This is a genomic window from Nonomuraea wenchangensis, assembly GCF_900111685.1.
GTDB classification, from domain to species: domain Bacteria; phylum Actinomycetota; class Actinomycetes; order Streptosporangiales; family Streptosporangiaceae; genus Nonomuraea; species Nonomuraea wenchangensis.
On sequence record NZ_FOHX01000001.1, the window covers coordinates 143,795 to 159,060 of the forward strand.

The window sequence follows — 15,266 nt, forward strand, 5'->3', positions numbered from 1 at the left end:
CGACGCGCCGCATCCGGCCGAAGTTCCCGCAAGCGGGTGAATAGCCGATCGCAAGGTGTCGGATAAGGGCAGGTAGTTACGCTTACCCGGAAATGCCATAAATGCCGAAAAGGGCATTTATGGCGACATGGCGGGTGTCATTCCTGTGGAGAGCACGATGACGAGCATCAAAAGAATGCTGCAGCTGGCGGCGATGGGCGGAGCGCTGGCAGCGGGCGTGACGGTTCTGCCGGCCACGGCCGCGCACGCCGCCAACAATTGCGACGGCACCTACACCACCTACACCTACGAGGTGTTCTGCTACACCTCCGACTGGGACGAGTTCCGGGCGAAGGTCCGGTGCTACAAGATCGGTTCCAGCTCCTACACGACCAGGTACGGAGCGTGGACCAGAGTCGGCACGGCGAGGTCCGTGGCCAAGTGCACGACCAGCGAGGAGCCGGCGTCCGGCAGCTGGCTGTTCCGTAACGTCTAGCGAGGACCCGATCCCGGCGAGCTCGGCAGCGGCACGGTGGCCGCCCGTCGTGGCGGGCGGCCACCGTCCTGTGCCACAGGTCGAGCGCCTGCGAACAGGTACGCCTCGCGACCGGCCTCGGGTTCCTCGTCGGCGAGGCGGCCTGCGGCGTAGCCGCGCAACAGCTCGTGCATGACGTAGCGGCCGGAGCGATGTCCGGCGACCAGATGGGCGGCGCACAGCTCCTCAAGAGGGCCGCGCGCCGCGCCCGGAGTCACGCCGAGCAGGGCGGCGGCCGTGACCGGCGTGAAGTCCTGACCTGGCACCAGGCTCAGCAGCCGGAACAGCCGCTGCGCGGCGGGCCCGAGTGCCCGGTACGACAGGGCGAACGCGGAGCTGAGCGCGCCGTCCAGATCGTCCGGTCCGTCGAGGACGGCGAGCGCGTCGCCGTCCGCCAGTTCCGCCGCGTAGCCGGCGACCGTCAGATGGCGGTCGCAGGACAGCCGGGCCGCCGCGATCCGCAGCGCCAGCGGCAGGTACGCGCACCGCCGGGCGAGCCGGGCCCCGCCGGCCTCGTCCATCCGCTCGCCGAGCGCGGCGCGGAGCAGTTCGCCGGCCTCGGCCTCGGTGAGCGGGGCGAGGTGGAGCGGCCGGGCGCCTTCGTGCGCCACGAGCCCGCGAAGCTGATTCCGGCTGGTGACGAGGACGGCGCAGGTCCCGGAGCCGGGCAGCAGGGGCCGCACCTGATCGACGCTACGGGCGTCGTCGAGCACGAGGAGGACGCGCCGCCGGGCAAGCCGCGACCGGAACAGCGCGGCGGCCTCCTCCACCTCCTGCGGCACGACGGCGTCGCCGACGTCCAGTGCTCGGAGGAGCCGGCGCAGGACGTCGAGCGGCTCCGCCGGCGTCCTGGCCGCGTCGAAGCCGTGCAGGTCGACGAAGAACTGCCCGTCGGGGAACCGGTCACGGTGGCGGTGGGCCCAGTGCACCGCCAGCGCGGTCTTGCCGACCCCGGCCGTGCCGGCGACCAGCACCATGGCCGCCCGATCAGCGGCATCGGTCAGCACGGCGAGCTGACCGAGCTCCCGGCGGCGACCGGCGAACCCCTGCACGTCGAACGGAAGCTGGGCCGGTGTGGTCGCGGCGGAGGACGCCGGGACTCCCCCGGCCGTGGGGCTGACGTCGAGCGCCAGGTCGCCGTTGAGCATGGCGGTCTCCAGCGTCGACAGTTCCTGGCCGGGATCGAGCCCCTGTTCCTCCGCGAGCAGAGCCCGCGTGCGCCTGGCCGTCTCCAGCGCGTCGAGGTGCAGCCCCGCCCGATACTGGGCGAGCATCAGCCGGCAGGCCACGCGTTCCCGTGTCGGATGCTCCTCCAGGAGCCTCCGTAGTCCTGGGATGAGCCTGTCGTGACGCCCGAGCGCGAGTTCCGCGTCGAACAGCAACTCCTGCGCGATCAGACGCTGTTCGAGCAGCCGTTGCCGCACCGGCTCCGCGAACGCCGCCGTGATGTCCGTCAACGCCTGGCCGCGCCACAGCCCGAGCGCCGCGCGCAGGTGACCGGCCGCCTCCTCGTGCCGGCCATGCCCCGCGGAGGCGCGCGCGGCCTCGACCTGCCGCTCGAACAGGTCGGCGTCCAGCTGATCGTTCGCCAGGACCAGGCGGTATCCGCCGGGCCTGGTGACGATGACGTCGTCCAGCCCGTGGTCTCGCAGTGCCCGCCGCAGCCGGGACACCGCCACGTGTATCTGGGACCTCGCGGTGGCGGGTTCGGCACCGCCCCAGATCGCCTCCGCCAGTTGCGCCGGGGTCACCACCAGGTTCGCCTGTAACAGCAGGTACGCCAGCAGGGCCCGATGCCTGGGCTGCGCGACCGAGACGGGCCCGTTGTCCGCCACCGCCTCCACCGGCCCGAGAATGCCGAACCTCAACCGCCGCACCCCTCCCCGGGGACACCAGGCGGTCCGGGGCCGGGCCGATCACCGCGGCCCCGAACCGTTTCCTGACGCCGCGGCCCGCGGCCCCGCGTCACCGGCTCCCGCGGAAGGAGCGCGAGGACGTCAAGGCATTCGGCGACACCCCTGCCGGAGCGCGACGACGCGGGCGTGGACAACGCCTACGAGCACTCCTCGATCTTGGCCGGGGCCATGTAGATTCTGCTCACCTTCTTGGCCCCGAGATAGATGTCCCGGTAATCGCAGAAGTAGTCACTTCCGCCGTTCGAGTAGTACACGTAGCCGGAATATCCGCCCGGCTTGATCCGGTATCCATAGGTGCTCTGGGAGTGGCTGCCCGTGCAGTTGTACCACTTCGACAGCACCGTGCCGCCGGAGCCGGAATTGTAGTAGTCGTACTGGAGCCTCGAATCAGGGCTGCAGACGGCCGCGGACTGCGAGGCCGAGGCCGCCGTGGAGGTCACGGCGACCCCGATCGACAAGGCCGCCCCCATGGCCGCCGCTCCTGCGATCAGTTTGTGGGAAAAGCGCATCAGAAATTCCTTTCGACAGTCAATCAGGAGGAGACTCGGACGCTGCGGAACTCGCCCGTCGTGCTCCGGCCCGGCTGGACGACCAGGGAAAGCCCGGTACAACCGCTCCCCGAGTACGCGGTGACAGCCGTGTCGGTGTCGTTCGTGACACCGGAGTACGGCGTCCCCGAGCCGTAACAGCCCGGACCGGGATTGATCACCACGCGGCCGGTCTCTCCGTGCAGGACAAGGCGGCCGGTCGCCGCCGTGGCGGGCGCGGCGGCCATCGCCAGCGCGCCGGCGGTCAGGAGCACCACCGCGGACAGCTTTCTGATCACCGTGCTCCTCCTTTCTCTTCGTGTCCGCCACGCCGTGGCAACGGGGAGGAGCGGACGGTGCGAGGGAGTCGCCGCGCGTTCGGGCCCACGCATCCAGAACGTGGGCAGGGCGGCGTGACCGTTCTAGACCGGCGGGACGTTGTCCAGCAACGCTCGTCGCGATGGACAAACATCGCGGCATGCTGGACAACCCGACGTCGCAGGTGAGGCGGTGCGCGAGCGCGTCAGTCCGCCGTGGCGGCGAGCCGGTCGTCCACCTGGGCGAGCAGCGCCGGGACCGGTGCGCAGACGTCGCAGCGCCGCACCCGTACGGTGCCGTCGCCGTGGGCCGTGGCCAGCAGCCGGCCGTCGCGGCTGAACTCGACGGCTTCGACGGTCGCGGCGAACCCGCCGACGACGATCGGAGGGGAGGCGGTGTCGCTCCGCCAGATCCGCACGGTGCCGTCCTTGCCCGCTCCGGCCACCCAGCGTCCGTCCGGGCTGAAGGCGACGTACCACACCATATTCGGGCTGCCGCGCTGCACCAGAGGCTCGCCCCCGCCCGTGGTGGACCAGATCCGCACGGTGCCGTCGGTGCCGGCGCCCGCCACCCGGCGGCCGTCGGGGCTGAAGGCGACGGCCCACACGAGACCTTCGTGGCCGCGCAGGATCAGCGGGGCCGTGGCGCCGGTGGCGTCCCAGATCCTGACGGTGCCGTCCTGCCCGCCGGTGGCCACGTGCCGCCCGTCGGGGCTGAACGCGGCGAACCTGATCTGCCGGGCGTCGGCCCTGAACAGGAGAGGCGGCCGTCCCGGGTCCGCCGTGTCCCAGATCCGGAGCGTGCCGTCCGCGCCCGCGCCGGCCACCCGCCGCCCGTCGGGACTGAACGAGGCGCTCCACACGACCCCGTCGTGCCCGCGCAGGACCATCGGGTCGCCCGCGCCGTCGACCTCCCAGATCCGGATCGTGCCGTCCCTGCTCGCGCCGGCGACCCGCCGCCCGTCGCGGCTCACCGCGAGCCCCACCACCTCGTCGGTGTGGCCGCGCAGCGCCCGGTGCGCGCCCGTCGTCGGCTCCCAGATCCGAACGGTCCTGTCCACGCCGCCGGTGACCACGCGCCCGTCGGGGGAGAAACCGACGGCCAGCGCCGCGCCGTCGTGCCCGCGCAGCACCGCCGGGTCGCCCGTCCCCCTCGGGTCCCAGACCCGTACGGTGCCGTCCTCGCCCGCCGTGGCCAGCCGGCGCCCGTCCGCGCTGAACGACGCCTCCCACACCACCCGCTGGTGGCCGCGCAGCACGAGAGGGTCTCCACCGCCGTCCGGGGACCAGACGCGAACCGTGGAATCGTCGCCGGTGGTCGCCAGCCGGTGTCCGTCGCGGCTGAACGCCATGCCCTCGGCCGTGCCCTCGTGCCGGAACACGAGAGGCGGGCTCTCCCGCTGGTCGAGCCGCCAGACACGGGCGGCGCCGTCCGTGCTGGTGCTCGCCAGGCGGCGCCCGTCGGGACTGAAGCCCACGTTCTTCACGACGCCCCCGTGCCCACGCAGCAGGAGCGGCGCGTCCGGGCCCGCCAGGTCCCAGATCCGTACGGTGCCGTCCTCGCCACCGGCGGCGAGGCGGCGTCCGTCGGGGCTGAACGCGACCCCGACGACCGCGCCCTCGGGCCCGCGCAGGACCCGTGGGCCGCCGCCGTCCCCGAGGCTCCAGATCCGTACGGTGCCGTCGTCACCGGCGCCGGCCACGGCGCGGCCGTCGGGGCTGAAGGCCACGTTCCACACCGCGCCCGCATGTCCGGTCAGCTTCACCGTCGCCTCGGGGCGTTCCAGGTCCCACACCCTGACCGTGCCGTCCAGGCCGGCGGTCGCCAGCCTGGACCCGTCGGGACTGAACACGGGGCTCCACACCTCGCCCTGGTGCCCGCGCAGCACGGCCGGGGCCTCGGGCGACACTCCCCCGCCGGACCAGGACCACACCCGGACCAGGCCGTCCGCGCTGGTGACGGCCAGGCGGGCGTCGCCGGGGCTGAAGGCCACGCCCAGCGCGCGCCCCAGACCAGGAAGCGTGGCGAGCAGGTGGTCATCGGCGATCCCCTGCCGGAGGACCCCCTCCGCCTCGGCGGTCGGCCACAGCGCGTACGCCTGCTTGGCGAGCCGCAGCGCCTGCTTCGGGTCCAGGTGCAGCTGGCCCCGCGCCTCGGCCGCGATCTGCCGGGAGAGCGCGATGTCCCTCTGCTCCGTGGCCTCGTGAGCCTGGCCGAGGGCGAGGCAGGCGAGCAGCGTCATCGCCACCACGGCCGCCGTGAGCCCGGTCAGCGCCAGCCGTACGCGCCGCCGTCCCGCCGTGCGCGCGGCTTCCTCGCGTCGCCCGCTCGCCTCCAGGAACTCCCGCTCCAGCGAGTTCAGCCGGTGCGTCCTGTCCCCTTCCCACACCGCCAGCCGGCTCCCGCGGAAGAGGAAGGCGTCGTCGCGGCCGTGCTCCTCCCACTCCGCGACGGCCTCGGTCAGCCGGCGGTGCGCCCGCAGCGCCTCACGGTCCTCCTCCAGCCAGGAACGCAGCCGCGGCCAGCCGCGGATGAGCGCCTCGTGCGCGATGGTCACGCAGCTCTCGTCGACGATCACCAGCCGTGCCGCGATGGCCTTGTCCAGCACCGCCGCCACGGCGTCACCGTCCGGCCCGCCCCACCGGCCGGGAAGCTCCCCGGCCCCGTCGAGCAGCTCGTCGCGAGGCGCGCGCCGCCGGGTGTCCTCCGTCCCGTCCCCGGGGACGGTCAGCCGCAGGAACATCTGCCGGACGATCTCGCGTCCCTGCGCGTCCAGCTCGCCGTACACGTGCTCGGCGGTCTGCGCGATCGCCCCCCGCACCCCGCCGGCGGCGAGGTAGGCGGCCACGGTCAGCGCCGGGCCGGTGCGCCGCCTCCACGTCTCCAGCAGCGCGTGGGAGACGAGGGAGAGCGCGCCCGGCTGCCCCTGCGCCTCGTTCACGACCAGCTCGACCAGTTCGGCCTCGACCGCCAGGCCCGCCCGTTCGGCGGGGCCCGTCACCACCCGCCGCAGGTCCTCCTCCTCCATCGGGCCGACGATGAGCTGGTTGTCCTGCAGCACCGACGCCAGGCCGGGCAGCTCGGCGCATCGCGCGTAGAAGTCGGCCCGCATGCCGGCGACGACGTGCGTGCGCGGCTCCCGCGCCAGCGCGAGCAGCGCCGAGACGAACGCCGTCCGCTCGCCCTCATCGCGGCAGAGGGTGAACACCTCCTCGAACTGGTCCACGATGACGACCAGCCGCGTCCCGGCCGGCCAGCCGGCCACGAACCGGGCGGCGGCGCGCGGCAGGTCGTCCTCCCCGAGATGGACGGCCAGTGCCCGCAGCGGGTGCTCGCCCGGGACCATGACGACGGCGGGCCACTCCGCGCCGTCGGCGGTGATCCCCTGGCGCAGCGCGGGCAGGAGGCCGGCGCGGAGCAGAGAGGACTTCCCGCTTCCTGACGTGCCCATGACGGCGAGGAAGGGCGTCCCCGGCAGCCTGTCGCACAGCTCACGCACCAGCCGCTCACGCCCGAAGTACCACCTCGCGTCCTCCGGCTGGAACGCCACCAGCCCGCGGTAGGGCGCGACCTCCTCGGCCGAGGGCGGGACGTCGCCCTCCAGTTCCCGCATCAGCAGGTGCCAGCGCGCCTCCCACTCCGACCGGTCGCCGCCGCACGCCACCGCGTACCCCAGGGTGACCGGCAGGGTCGGCGCCACCCGCCCGCCCGCCGCTTCGGAAAGCGCCGTTACCGAGAAACGCGCGCGTTTGGCCAGCTCCCGATAACTCGGCTTACCGGCCTTGTCCCTTAATCGCCGAAGCTCTGCGGCGAACCGGTGCAATGGATTGTTCTCCGGATCGAGCGCACGCTCTGGCCGCCCCAATGACTTTCACTTCCCCCGCAAAAGCTGATGACTTCATCCCCGAATCAGCTTGATCATACGAGCCGGTACGGCCCGCGGAACGGGAGAAAAGCCGGCGACCGTCAGGCCGACGCCGGCTCCCACACGAAGCCGTCCGGGTCGGTGAAGGGGCCGGCGTCGCCGCCGATCACCAGGCGGTGCGAGCCGCTGCCCTCCTGCGGGACGCCGGCGTCCTTGGCGAGGGCGCGGCGCGGGTAGAGCGCCAGCGTGACGGCCGACGACGGGGTGGCGAACTCGACGTACTTGCCGCCGAAGCTCTTCGCCACGGCCAGGCCGCGCCCGGTGTAGAAGCGCTTGCTCGCCTTGACGTCGGCCACGCCCAGCAGCAGCGCGACCTGGCCGATGCGGCGGGCGACGGGGGCGGTGTCCTTCTTGGCCGAACTCGCGATCTTGCAGATGGTGCCGTCCGGGGCGCGGACGACGGCGCCGTACCCCCAGAAGCTCTTCTCGGCCGGCTTGAGGGTCGTCGCGCCGGCGTCCAGGGCGGCGGCGACGAAGGCGTCCACGTCGCCCGGCTGGGACACCACGAGGGACAGCGCGAACCCGCGGAAGCCGTCCGTCGGCGACTGCGCGGCCCTCAGGCTCAGGTACGGGCTCAGGCCGAGGGCGTCGTAGAAAGCGCTCGCCGCGGCCGGGTCGGGTACTTCGAGGGTGACGGTGGTGAAGGCGGTCATGGTCGTTCTCCTTGGTAGAGGGCTCACTGGTCCTGGAGGAGGCCGAGGACGTTGCCGTCGGGGTCGGTGACGGTGGCCACCCGGCGACCGCCGCCGACCTCGTGCGCGGCCTCCCGCACCACGGCCCCGGCGGCGGTGAGCTCGGCCAGCTTGGCGTCGAGGTCCTCGACGTGCCAGTACGCCACCGGCGTCGTCATGGCCTGCGGCCCGCCGCCCGGCACCAGCCCGATGTGCTGGCCCTCGGCCTCGAAGCCGACGTAGTAGGGCGAGTCGGCCTGCGGCTGGACGCCGAGCAGGGCCTCGTACACCGCCTTGGCCCTCCCCAGGTCGGACACCGGGTGCAGCACGGTCCTGATGCCGGAAGTGCCGGTCATGGTCGCTCCTCGTGGTCGTGGGTCGCGTTCGACCCGCTTTCTGCGTGGTCACAGCTTCGCCGCCGGCCCGCCCGCGCCGCATCCGTGGTGACCACGGATTCTCGGTACGTACCGGGTACGGGAAACTAGGACAGTGGTGACGGAAGCGGCAGACGCCGAGATCTCCCCTCGGGAAGCCGAGGTGCTGGGGCTCGTCGGCGACCATCTCAGCAACGCCGAGATCGCGGCCCGGCTGTGCATCTCGATACGCACCGTGGAGAGCCACGTCTCCTCGCTGCTGCGCAAGCTGGAGGTGCCGGACCGCCGGGCCCTCGCCCGCCGCGCCCCCGTCCGGGGCGGCGCCGCCCCTGACCGTGCGGCGGCGGTCCTGCCGGCCCCGCTGACCTCGTTCATCGGTCGGGCCCGGGAGCGTTCCAAGCTGGCGGCGCTGCTCAAGGAGCACCGGCAGGTCACCGCGGTCGGCCCCGGCGGGGTGGGCAAGACCCGGCTGGCGCTGGCGGTGGCGGCGGAGGCCGCCGGCGCCTACCCCGACGGCGTGTGGTTCGCCGACCTGGTGCCGGTCACCGACCCCGGCATGATCGCCGCCGCCGTGGCCGGCGCGCTCGGCCTCGGCGAGCAGCCCGGCCGCGACCTGGCCGACTCCGTGGCCGCCGCGCTGGCCGACCGGGACGCGCTCGTCGTCCTCGACAACTGCGAGCACGTGCTTGACGGGGTGGCGCCGTTCCTCGAACGGCTGCTGGCCACGTGCCCGCGCCTCACGGTGCTGGCGACCAGCCGGGCGCGGTTGATGGTGCCGTTCGAGCGGGTGTATCCGGTCCCGCCGCTGTCGCTGGACGCCGGGGGCGACTCGGACGCGGTCGCGCTGTTCATGGAGCGGGCCGCGGCGGTCGGCCGGCCGCTCGACGCGGCGCTGCGCGGCCAGATCGCCGCCGTCTGCGCGCGGCTGGACGGGATGGCGCTGGCGATCGAGCTGGCCGCGGCCCGCTGCCCCACCCTCGGGCTGGACGGCATCACCGCGGCACTCTCCCACCCGTTGCGGATGCTCACCGGCGGCTCCCGCGCCGACGAACGGCACCGGTCGGTACGGGCGGCGCTCGACTGGAGCCATGCCCTGCTGGAGCCGGCCGACCGGGCGCTGCTGCGCCGGGTGTCGGTGTTCGCGGCGCCGTTCACCGTCGCCGCGGCGGCGGAGGTGGCGGGGGTCGAGGACGGCCTCGCCGCCGACGGGCTGGCCCGGCTCGCCGAGCAGAGCCTGCTGGTGGTGGCGGCGGCGCCGGACGGCACGGAGTACCGCGCGCTGGAGACCATCCGCCAGTACGCCGCCGAGCGGCTCGCCGAGGCCGGCGAGCCCGGCGAGGTCCGCTCCCGGCACCTGCGCTGGTGCCTGGCGCGGGCCGCCGGGCTGGAGGTGGCCCGGCCGGACTGGCGGGTCAGGTTCGACCAGGTCGCCGACGACCTGCGTGCGGCCCTGGCCTGGGCGGCCGAGCAGCCGGAGCGGCGCGCGGACGCCTTCGGGCTCGCCCGCCGGCTCGCGGAGCTGGCCTTCACCCGCAACCTGACCGGCGAGTCCCAGCGCCGCTTCGAGCAGGCGGCGGCGCTCGCGGCCGGTCCCGCCGAGAGCGCGGCGATGCTCCGGCAGGCCGCCGCCGTGGCCGGCTGCCGGGCGGCGGGCGACGACATGTACCGCCTGCGCCTCGCCGCCGCATCGGCCGCCCGCGACGCGGGCGACTCGGCCGGGGCCGCCGTGGACCTGGCGACCGCCGCGACGATGGCGTTCCGGTACTGGGCCACGTTCGTCCGGATACCGTCCCGAGAGGAGGCCCTCGCCCTGCTGACCGACGCACGAAAGGCCGCCGCCGGCGACCGGACCACGCGGTCCAGTGGCGCCCCGGCCACGCAGGCGCCGCAGGTCGGGGACGATCCGGCCGAGCAGGCCACGCCGGCCGGGGGCGATCCCGGCGCGTTGGCGGCGGTGGCGTTGGCGGAGGCGGCTGTGGTTGCCGATGCGTTCGGGGCCGTGCAGGGGCCCGCTGACAACGTCGCGGTGCCGGAGACGATCGCGCGCGCCGAGCGGGCGGTCGAGCTGGCCGCCAGGACCGGCGACCCGCTCGCCGAGTCGGCCGCGCTCGACGCGCTCACCTGCGCGCACATCTGGGCCGGCGACACCTTCGCCGCCGCCGCCAGATCCCGGCGGCGGGTCACGCTCCTGTCGTCCCTGCCGCCCTCGCCGGCCGTCACCCACGAACTGATCGACGCGCTCGGCATGGTCACCGAGGCCACGCTCGGCGCGGGGGACATGCCGGACGCCTGCCGGTGGGCGCGGCAGCTCGACGGGCACCCGTCGCTGGCGGAGGTCGGTCACCGGGCGCCGCTGATGGTGGACGCGCTGGCGGGCAACGTCGAGGAGGTGCTGGCCGGCAGCGTACGGCTGCTCGACGCCTGGCGTCGGGCGGGCAGCCCCGCGCGAGCCCACCTCGGGCCGGCGGTGGCCGCCGTGGCGATGGTCCACGGCCTGCGCGACGACCACGACGCCCAGCGCGGCTGGCGGGAGATCCTGGACCGGCTCGACGTCTCGGCGGAGCGCGCCCACGGCTATGCGGCGGTCTTCGACGGCATGCTGCTGCTGCACCGCGGGCAGGCCCGGGACGCCCTGGAACGGATGGCCCCCGAGGCGAGCGAGGTCTGGAAGTGGGTGAGCTGGATCTGGCACCACTGGTACGTCGCCCTGCGCACCGAGGCCGTCGTGCTCGCCGGCGACCCCGACGCCCGCCGCCACGTGACCGAGGCGAGAGTCGCCGTGGCCGGGAACCCGGTCGCCGAGGCGCTCGTGGCGCGGGCCGCGGCCGTGCTCGACGGTGACCGGGACGCGCTGCTCGCCACGGCGGACGCCTTCGACGCGGCCGGCTGCCCCTACCAGTCCGCGCGTACCCTGCTGCTCGCCGGAGGGGAGCACGCCGGGCGCGGGACGGCCGCGTTCGCCGCGCTCGGCCTGGCCCCGAAGGCCGTGAGCCTCTGGTGAGCCGCCGCGATCCCGTTCATCTCGGGCTGGGCCGGGAACAGTACGGTGTCCGCGTCCGCCCCCACGGACGCGTCGCGAACAACCCCCGACCGACCGAGGAGCAGACTTGACCGCCCCCGCCCCCACGTCCCAGCAGCAGGAGATCGCCAAGGAGCTCCAGGTGAGCGCGTCCTTCGAGGCCGCGGCGGAGGCCGAGCGCCGGGTCGCCTTCCTCGCCGCGCAGCTCGCCGCCTCCGACCGGCGCGCGCTGGTGCTGGGCATCAGCGGCGGCGTCGACTCCACCGTGGCGGGCCGGCTGTGCCAGCTCGCGGCCGAACGGGTCCGCGGGTTGGGGCGGGAGGCGACGTTCATCGCGATGCGGCTGCCGTACGGCGTGCAGGCCGACGAGCGGGACGCCCAGCTCGCGCTGGAGTTCATCCGGCCCGACCGGGTCATGACGGTGGACGTGAAGCCCGCGAGCGACGCCTCGCTGGAGGCGGTGCTGGCCGCCGGCCTGGCCTTCCGCGACGAACGGCACCAGGATTTCGTGCTCGGCAACGTCAAGGCCCGCCAGCGCATGATCGTCCAGTACACGGTGGCCAACGCGCACGACGGCCTGGTGGTGGGCACTGACCAGGCCGCCGAGGCGATTTCCGGCTTCTACACCAAATATGGTGACGGCGCCGCCGACGTGGTCCCGCTCGCCGGCCTCACCAAGCGCCGGGTGCGGGCGATCGGCGACACGCTGGGCGCGCCGGCCGCCCTCGTGCGCAAGGTCCCCACCGCCGACCTGGAGACGCTGAACCCCGGCGTGGCCGACGAGGACGTGCTCGGCGTCTCCTACGACACCATCGACGACTTCCTGGAGGGCGAGCCGGTCGACGACGCCGCGCTCACCGTGCTGATCGACCGCTACCGGCTCACGGAGCACAAGCGCCGCCCGCCGATCACGCCCTGAACCCCTTTAGTTGCCCACGCCGAGGTTCGCCATGAACGCCGCCGGGTACCGGTCGCCGCGCGCCGCGCCCGGCGGCACCGCCTTCTCGATCGCGGCGAGGTCGTCGGCGGTGAGGTGGAGCTCGGCGGCGGGCAGCGCCTCGGCCAGCCGCTCGCGGGTACGCGCGCCGACCAGCGGCAAGACGTCCTCGCCCTGCGCGGCCACCCAGGCGATGACGAGCTGGGCCACGGTGCAGCCCTTGGCCTCGGCGACCCGGCGCAGCTCGGCGACGAGGGCGAGGTTGTGCTCGACGTTCCCGCTCGCGAACCGGGGTCCGAAGCCGCGACTGTCCCCGGGGCCGGCGGTGCGGCCGGCGGTCCAGTGCCCGGAGATGAGACCGCGCCCGAGCACCCCGTACGCGGTCAGCCCGATCCCGAGCTCCCGCAACGTGGGCAGGACGTCCGCCTCGACCGCGCGGGAGATCACCGAGTACTCGATCTGCAGGTCGGAGATCGGGTGCACGGCGTGCGCCCGGCGGATCGTGGCCGCGTCGACCTCCGAGAGCCCGATGTGCCGGACGTACCCGGCCTCCACCAGCTCCTTGATCGCGCCCACCGTCTCCTCGATCGGCACCGCCGGGTCCAGGCGGGCCGGGCGGTAGATGTCGACGTGGTCGGTGCCGAGCCGGGTCAGCGAGTGCGTCAGGAAGTTCTTCACCGCCTCGGGGCGGGCGTCGTTCCCGCCGAATCCGCCGCCCGGCCGCAGCAGCATGCCGAACTTCACGCTCAGCGCGTAACTGTCGCGGGCCCGGCCGCGCAGCGCCTCGGCGAGCAGCAGCTCGTTGTGGCCCGCGCCGTAGAAGTCTCCGGTGTCGATCAGGGTGACGCCGGCCTCCAGCGCGGCGTGCACGGTGGCGATGCTCTCCGCGCGGTCGGCCTCGCCGTACGCGCCCGACATGCCCATAGCGCCCAGGCCCAGCATGGAGACGGCCGGTCCGGTGCTTCCCAAAGTTCGCGTCCGCATCACGTTTCTCCTTGTCGTCAGGTTGTCTGCGTTCCTCCTCACCCTGGGCCCGGTCCGGGACGGGCGGAAGCGGAGCGTTCATCATGGGAGCGCCCCTCCCTGGCTCGGCCCGGCAGCCGCGAGGCAGGATGACGTCATGGAACGTGAGCAGCTCGCCGACTTCCTGCGCCGCCGCCGGGAGGCGATCCGCCCGGCCGAGGTGGGCCTCACGGACGGCCCCCGCCGCCGCGCCGCCGGCCTGCGCCGGGAGGAGGTGGCGATGCTGGCCGGCATGTCGGTGGACTACGTCGTACGCCTGGAGCAGGGCCGCAGCAGCCAGCCGTCGGTCCAGTTGCTCGGCGCGCTGGCCCGGGCACTGCGGCTGTCCGACGACGAGCGCGACCACCTGTTCCACCTGGCCGGCCACCGGCCCCCGCCCGCCGACGGTCTCGCCGGTCTGGCCCGCGCCGGGCTGATCCGCATGCTGGACCTGCTGGGCGACACCCCGGCCGTGGTGCTGTCCGACCTCGGCGAGTTCCTCGCGCAGAACCGGATGGCCGTCCTGCTGATGGGCGACCACACCGGCCTCACCGGGGACCGCCGTTACCTCGTCTACCGCTGGTTCACCGAGGAGGCCGTGCGCGGCATCCATCCGCCCGAGGAGCAGGAGCATCACGCCCGCCAGCTCGTGGCGGACCTGCGCGCGGTCGCCGGCCGCCGCTCCGGCGACCCCGTGGTCGCCCGGCTCGTCGAACGCCTCCTGGCCGCGAGCGCCGACTTCCGCCGGCTCTGGGCGGAGCACGAGGTGGCGGTGCGGCGTACCGACCGCAAGAGCATGATGCATCAGCGGGTGGGCCGGCTGGTGATGGACTGCACCACCCTGGTCACCCCCGACCAGGGGCAGCAGCTGCTGGTGTTCACCCCGGTGGGCGACGAGGCCCGTGAGCGGCTCGAACTGCTGCGCGTGCTCGGCACCGAGGACTTCCCCACCGGGGACGTCAGGGACAGACGGCCGTGAAATGATCCACGAGTGGCGGATGTGATCTTCTTCGACCTGGACGGGACCCTGGTCGACCACCGAAGCGCGGTCATGGAGACGATCGCGGCGATCGTCCGGGCGGCGCCGGACGCGACGGCTCCGCCGGACGAGCTGGTGGCGTTGTGGTGGAGCCTGGAGGCGCGCCACATGCGGGAGTATCTGGCCGGTCAGTGCTCCTTCGCCGAGCACCACCGGCGCAGGCTCCGCTCCTTCCTGCCGATGCTGGGCGAGCCGGTCCCTGACGATCCCGCTCTTCTGGACGCCTGGATCGAGGAGCGCTACCTCAGCGCGTTCGAGGAGTCCTGGCAGACATATCCCGATGTCCGGCCCTGCCTGGAGGCACTGAAAGAGCTCCCCCGCGGACCGCGGCTGGCCGTGCTCACCAACGGCGACCCCGGGCAGCAGCGCGCCAAGCTCGCCCGCTTCGGCCTCCTCGGCTACTTCGAAGCCGTCCTCACCCCGACCGAGCTCGGCGCGGCCAAGCCCGCCGCCTACGCCGCCGCCTGCGCGTGGATGCGGACGGAGCCCGCGCGGGATCGAACGACTGACCGACCTCGCCGACCGGCTGACCCGCCTCCCCGACCCTTCGCCGCCCGGCCCGTAGGTGGGGATTCAGTCCAGCTCCGCCAGTCCGAAACCGAGCTGGCTGTAGAGCTCGAGTTGGTCGAAGTACTCACGGTGTGAGTCGATCTTGCCGTCGGAGATGTGGGCGGTGCAGCTCGCCCTGATGGCGATGCGGCGGCCCGTACCCGCGATCTCGCGCCCGCCCGGCAGCAGGAGCGGGCCGGTGTGAGTGCCGGTGTAGGTCCATTCGGTGCAGGTCGGGTTGTCGCAGCCGTCCAGCTCGAACCACGCCGCCATGTGGAAGTCCGGGAACGCCCTGAAGACGTCCTGGTAGACCCAGCCGATCTCGTCGTGTCCCTGCGCGACGCCCGTGGGCGAGACGAAGACGGCGTCGTCGCTGTAGCAGGCGAGCACGCCGGCCATGTCGTGCGCGTTGACGGCCTGGTTCAGCCGGTGTTTGAGATCCCACTGGATCGACATGGGCACCTCCTGGCAGTGG

General features: G+C 73.8%; 13 protein-coding genes. 5 read left to right on the forward strand and 8 right to left on the reverse strand.

Translation table 11 applies throughout. The features are described from left to right. Positions 1 to 157 precede the first annotated feature (157 nt). The gene (locus BMW85_RS00700) at positions 158 to 475 is read left to right on the forward strand and encodes a hypothetical protein (protein ID WP_143082055.1); all 318 of its coding nucleotides are present in this window, start codon (positions 158 to 160) and stop codon (positions 473 to 475) included. Here BMW85_RS00700 and BMW85_RS00705 read toward each other — a convergent pair. The 6 genes from BMW85_RS00705 to BMW85_RS00730 form a co-directional block, all read right to left on the reverse strand. Then, the gene (locus BMW85_RS00705; RefSeq protein ID WP_177240439.1) at positions 472 to 2,382 is read right to left on the reverse strand and encodes an AfsR/SARP family transcriptional regulator; all 1,911 of its coding nucleotides are present in this window, start codon (positions 2,380 to 2,382) and stop codon (positions 472 to 474) included. The two genes, BMW85_RS00700 and BMW85_RS00705, sit on opposite strands and share 4 nt — an antisense overlap. A 185-nt stretch (positions 2,383 to 2,567) precedes the next feature. Beyond that, a complete protein-coding gene (locus BMW85_RS00710) occupies positions 2,568 to 2,939 on the reverse strand; it encodes a hypothetical protein (RefSeq protein WP_143082056.1) in 372 nt (123 codons plus the stop codon). 23 nt (positions 2,940 to 2,962) lie between these two features. After that, entirely contained in the window at positions 2,963 to 3,256 is a 294-nt protein-coding gene (locus BMW85_RS00715; protein ID WP_091075482.1) for a hypothetical protein, read from the reverse strand. 224 nt (positions 3,257 to 3,480) lie between these two features. Next, positions 3,481 to 6,975, reverse strand: a complete 3,495-nt coding sequence (locus tag BMW85_RS00720; protein ID WP_091075484.1) for an nSTAND1 domain-containing NTPase — start codon at positions 6,973 to 6,975, stop codon at positions 3,481 to 3,483. Positions 6,976 to 7,241: 266 nt separating this feature from the next. After that, a complete protein-coding gene (locus BMW85_RS00725; RefSeq protein ID WP_091075486.1) occupies positions 7,242 to 7,853 on the reverse strand; it encodes a VOC family protein in 612 nt (203 codons plus the stop codon). A gap of 23 nt (positions 7,854 to 7,876) precedes the next feature. Then, positions 7,877 to 8,227 carry a VOC family protein gene (locus BMW85_RS00730; protein WP_091075489.1) on the reverse strand — a complete coding sequence of 117 codons (351 nt, stop codon included), beginning with the start codon at positions 8,225 to 8,227 and terminating at the stop codon, positions 7,877 to 7,879. Between the two features lie 136 nt (positions 8,228 to 8,363). Between BMW85_RS00730 and BMW85_RS00735 the strand changes: the two genes are divergently transcribed. Together BMW85_RS00735 and nadE are read left to right on the forward strand one after the other, a co-directional pair. Continuing rightward, the gene (locus BMW85_RS00735; protein ID WP_245774533.1) at positions 8,364 to 11,246 is read left to right on the forward strand and encodes an ATP-binding protein; all 2,883 of its coding nucleotides are present in this window, start codon (positions 8,364 to 8,366) and stop codon (positions 11,244 to 11,246) included. Positions 11,247 to 11,352: 106 nt separating this feature from the next. Continuing rightward, a complete protein-coding gene (gene nadE, locus BMW85_RS00740) occupies positions 11,353 to 12,183 on the forward strand; it encodes an NAD(+) synthase (protein ID WP_091075494.1) in 831 nt (276 codons plus the stop codon). Positions 12,184 to 12,189: 6 nt separating this feature from the next. Here the strand turns inward: nadE and BMW85_RS00745 are convergent, their stop codons facing one another. Then, on the reverse strand, positions 12,190 to 13,185 hold the full coding sequence (locus BMW85_RS00745) for an aldo/keto reductase (protein ID WP_091075496.1): 996 nt from the start codon (positions 13,183 to 13,185) through the stop codon (positions 12,190 to 12,192). Positions 13,186 to 13,321: 136 nt separating this feature from the next. On the opposite strand from BMW85_RS00745, the gene BMW85_RS00750 reads away from it, so the two are divergent. Then, positions 13,322 to 14,182, forward strand: coding sequence for a helix-turn-helix transcriptional regulator (locus BMW85_RS00750; RefSeq protein WP_091075498.1), 861 nt, complete (start codon positions 13,322 to 13,324; stop codon positions 14,180 to 14,182). Positions 14,183 to 14,194: 12 nt separating this feature from the next. Further along, on the forward strand, positions 14,195 to 14,887 hold the full coding sequence (locus tag BMW85_RS00755) for an HAD family hydrolase (RefSeq protein ID WP_091075500.1): 693 nt from the start codon (positions 14,195 to 14,197) through the stop codon (positions 14,885 to 14,887). On the opposite strand, the gene BMW85_RS00760 is transcribed toward BMW85_RS00755, so the two are convergent. Then, the gene (locus BMW85_RS00760; RefSeq protein ID WP_245774534.1) at positions 14,816 to 15,247 is read right to left on the reverse strand and encodes an ester cyclase; all 432 of its coding nucleotides are present in this window, start codon (positions 15,245 to 15,247) and stop codon (positions 14,816 to 14,818) included. The genes BMW85_RS00755 and BMW85_RS00760 overlap by 72 nt on opposite strands. Positions 15,248 to 15,266: the final 19 nt, after the last annotated feature.